The sequence below is a fragment of the Bradyrhizobium sp. YR681 genome, from assembly GCF_000282615.1.
Classification (GTDB): Bacteria; Pseudomonadota; Alphaproteobacteria; order Rhizobiales; family Xanthobacteraceae; genus Bradyrhizobium.
The window spans coordinates 1-3,709 of record NZ_AKIY01000129.1 but is presented as its reverse complement, the minus strand read 5'-3'; the positions used below and the strand labels follow the sequence as shown (position 1 = coordinate 3,709).

Genomic DNA, 3,709 nt, shown 5'->3' with positions numbered 1-3,709 from the left:
GGGGGGGGGGGAGCCGATGAAGCCGGCGACGAACTGGTTTTCCGGCTTGTCGTAGAGCTCGAGCGGCGTGCCCATCTGCTCGACGATGCCGTCATGCATGACGACGATCTTGTCGGCCATGGTCATGGCCTCGATCTGGTCGTGGGTGACGTAGACGGTGGTGGTCTTGAGCCGCTGATGCAGCTCCTTGATCTCGGTGCGCATGGCGACGCGCAGCTTGGCATCGAGGTTCGACAAGGGTTCGTCGAACAGGAAGACCTGGGGATCGCGCACGATGGCGCGGCCCATCGCGACGCGCTGGCGCTGGCCGCCGGAGAGCTGGCGCGGATAGCGATCGAGCAGCGGCGACAGCGCGAGAATTTCGGCGGCGCGCTTGACGCGCTTGTTGATCTCGTCGGAGCCGGCATTCCGCAGCTTCAGCGAGAAGCCCATGTTTTCGCCGACGGTCATGTGCGGGTAGAGCGCGTAGTTCTGGAACACCATCGCAATATCCCGCTCCTTGGGCTGGATATTGTTGACGACGCGGTCGCCGATCGAGATCGTGCCGGAGGTGATGTTCTCGAGGCCTGCGAGCATGCGCAAAAGCGTCGACTTGCCGCAGCCGGAGGGGCCAACCAGGACGACGAACTGGCCGTCCTCGATCGGAATCGAAACGCCGTGCAGGACTTCAAAATTGCCGAACGATTTCCGCACGTCGCGGATTTGCACAGACGACATCTAGCTCCCTCCTCGAAAGTCCACGACGCCTCTCGCGCCGCGACCGTCTTGTTTTTTCAGACTTCACCAACCGAAGCCCGATCATAGCGGGCAACATTGTCGGCAGTTTGTGCGGTTTTGGCAATTTGTCTTTGGTTAGTCGTTGCTGGTAGCGCTGTCAACGTTCCTTTGTTTGCGACAGTGACTGTGTTAAGAGCAACAAATGGGTCGAAAACGCACCAAGTCAGGCAAAATCCGGCTGGCAGAAGTTGCCGAGCTTGCCGGCGTCAGCCCGATCACGGCGTCCCGCTTCTTCCGTAATCCCGAGGCACTGTCGGTCGCCAAGCGGACGCGGGTGGAAAGCGCCGCCAGGGAGCTCGGCTATGTGCCGAATCTTGCGGCACGCGCGCTGGCCTCGCAACGCACCGAAGTGATCGGTGTCTTGATTCCGTCACTGACCAACAACGTGTTTTCCGACGTGCTGCGCGGCATCTATGATGCCTCCGAAGGCGGCCGTTACTCGATCCAGTTGTCCAACACCCGTTACAGCATCCTCCAGGAGGAGAAGCTGCTGCGCCTGTTTCTTGCGCAGAAGCCGGCCGGGCTGATCGTCACCGGCATCGACCAGACTACGGAATCGCGCGCGATGCTGGAGGCGGCCGACTGCCCGATCGTGCAGATCATGGAGATCGGGCCCAATCCGGTCGACATGATGATCGGCTTTTCCCACTATGATGCAGCCCGCGCGGCGATTGCGCACCTGTTCGCGCAAGGCCATCGCAAGATCGGCTTCGTCGGCGCGCGCATGGACCCGCGGGTGCAGCGGCGGCTGGACGGATATGTCTCGGCGATGAAGGACGCCTCCCTGTTCGAGCAGCGCCTCGTCGTCACGACCGCAACCCCGACATCGGTGACGCTCGGCGGCACCCTGTTCACCGATCTGCTGGCACGAGAGCCCGGCATCGATGCGGTGTTCTGCGCCAATGACGACCTTGCGCTCGGCGTTCTCTTCGAATGCCGGCGCCGGGAGATCGCGATCCCCGAACAGATCGCGATCGTCGGCTTCAACGATCTCGAATTCATGGCCTCCGCCGTCCCGACCCTGACCAGCGTGCGCACCAACCGCTACGAGATGGGCAGGACGGCCGCCACCATGCTGATCGAGGCCATCGACGGACGGCGCCCGGAGCAGCCGGTGCTCGATCTCGGCTTCAAGGTGATCGAGCGGCAAAGCTCGTCGTCGCGGCATTCGGACAGCAGGCCGTCCACATCAGGCGGAGGCGCGCCGAACAAAATGGTAGCGTTACCAAGTAGCCATGACTAGTATCGAACTTGTGAGGAAATGACCCGCCAACGGGCCTTTGAACCATTGATCGCGCCGTTGGGCATCGCACAAGCCGACCGCCTCCAACCGACGCCAGTGCGTTTGCATTGCAGGAGAAACCAATGACAAAAAAGCCAACCAATGGGCACGCGCCCGCCGGTAACGGCGCCCGCCGCCACCTTCGCTCGCAGGAATGGTTCAACAACCCGCATAATCCGGGCATGACCGCGCTCTATATGGAGCGCTACCTGAACTACGGCCTCACCCGCGCCGAGCTCCAGTCCGGCAAGCCGATCATCGGCATCGCGCAGACCGGCAACGACCTGTCGCCCTGCAACCGCCACCATATCGAGCTGGCGCACCGCGTCCGCGAGGGTATCCGCGAGGCCGGCGGCATCGCGATGGAATTCCCGACCCACCCCATTCAGGAGACCGGCAAGCGCCCGACCGCAGCGCTCGACCGCAACCTCGCCTATCTCGGCCTGGTCGAGATCCTCTACGGCTATCCGCTCGACGGCGTGGTGCTGACCACCGGCTGCGACAAGACCACGCCCGCCTGCATGATGGCGGCGGCAACCGTCAACCTGCCCGCGATCGTGCTGTCGGGCGGCCCGATGCTGAACGGCTGGCACAATGGCGAGCGCACCGGCTCCGGCACCATCGTCTGGAAGTCGCGCGAGCGGCTCGCCGCCGGCGAGATCGACTATGAGGAGTTCATGGAGATCGTGGCGTCATCGGCGCCCTCGGTCGGCCATTGCAACACCATGGGCACGGCTTCGACCATGAACGGGCTCGCCGAGGCACTCGGCTTCTCGCTGCCGGGATGCGCGGCGATCCCCGCGCCCTATCGCGAGCGCGGCCAGATCGCCTACGAGACCGGAAAGCGCGCCGTCGAGATGGTCTGGGAGGACCTGAAGCCCTCGGACATCCTGACCCGCAAGGCGTTCGAGAACTGCATCGTCATCAATTCGGCGATCGGCGGCTCGACCAACGCGCCGATCCACATCAACGCACTGGCCCGCCACATCGGCGTCGAGCTGTCGATCGACGACTGGCAGAAGGTCGGCCACGACGTGCCGCTGCTGGTCAACATGCAGCCGGCCGGCTTCTATCTCGGCGAGGAATTCCACCGCGCCGGCGGCGTGCCGGCCGTGGTGCGCGAATTGATGAAGCACAAGCGCATCCATGAGGACGCGGTCACCGTGAACGGCCGCGGCATCGGCGAGAACTGCAAGGATGCGCCCGCGCCCGACAACGACGTGATCCGGGCTTACGACAAGCCGCTGGTGAAGGACGCCGGCTTCCTGGTGCTGAAGGGCAATCTGTTCGATTCCGCGATCATGAAGACCAGCGTGATCTCGAAGGAATTCCGCGACCGCTATCTCAGCAATCCGAAGGACCTGAACGCCTTCGAGGGCCGCGCCATCGTGTTCGAAGGGCCGGAAGATTACCACGAGCGGATCGACGATGCCTCGCTCGACATCGACGAGCGCTGCGTGCTGTTCATCCGCGGCACCGGCCCGATCGGCTACCCCGGTGGCGCCGAGGTCGTGAACATGCAGCCGCCGGCAGCGCTGATCAAGCGCGGCATCCACTCCCTGCCCTGCATCGGCGACGGCAGGCAGTCCGGCACCTCGGGCTCGCCGTCGATCCTGAACGCCTCGCCGGAAGCGGCCGCCAATGGCGGGG

3 protein-coding genes are annotated in these 3,709 nt (G+C 64.0%); 2 read left to right on the top strand and 1 reads right to left on the bottom strand.

Annotated features, from left to right (window positions below):
* The coding region (locus tag PMI42_RS11845; protein WP_008134071.1) for an ABC transporter ATP-binding protein at nucleotides 1–717 on the bottom strand (717 nt) is incomplete at its 3' end.
* Between the two features lie 202 nt (nucleotides 718–919).
* Between PMI42_RS11845 and gntR the strand changes: the two genes are divergently transcribed.
* Both gntR and PMI42_RS11835 read left to right on the top strand, forming a co-directional pair.
* Nucleotides 920–2,020, top strand: coding sequence for an HTH-type transcriptional regulator GntR (gntR, locus tag PMI42_RS11840; RefSeq protein ID WP_008134069.1), 1,101 nt, complete (start codon nucleotides 920–922; stop codon nucleotides 2,018–2,020).
* A gap of 122 nt (nucleotides 2,021–2,142) precedes the next feature.
* Nucleotides 2,143–3,709, top strand: a 1,567-nt coding sequence (locus PMI42_RS11835; protein ID WP_008134066.1) for an IlvD/Edd family dehydratase, incomplete at its 3' end; no start/stop codon positions are given.

Bases quoted from the DNA above. Each gene is read 5' to 3' on its own strand.
- gntR (WP_008134069.1), top strand. From the start codon at position 920: ATGGGTCGAAAACGCACCAAGTCAGGCAAAATCCGGCTGGCAGAAGTT.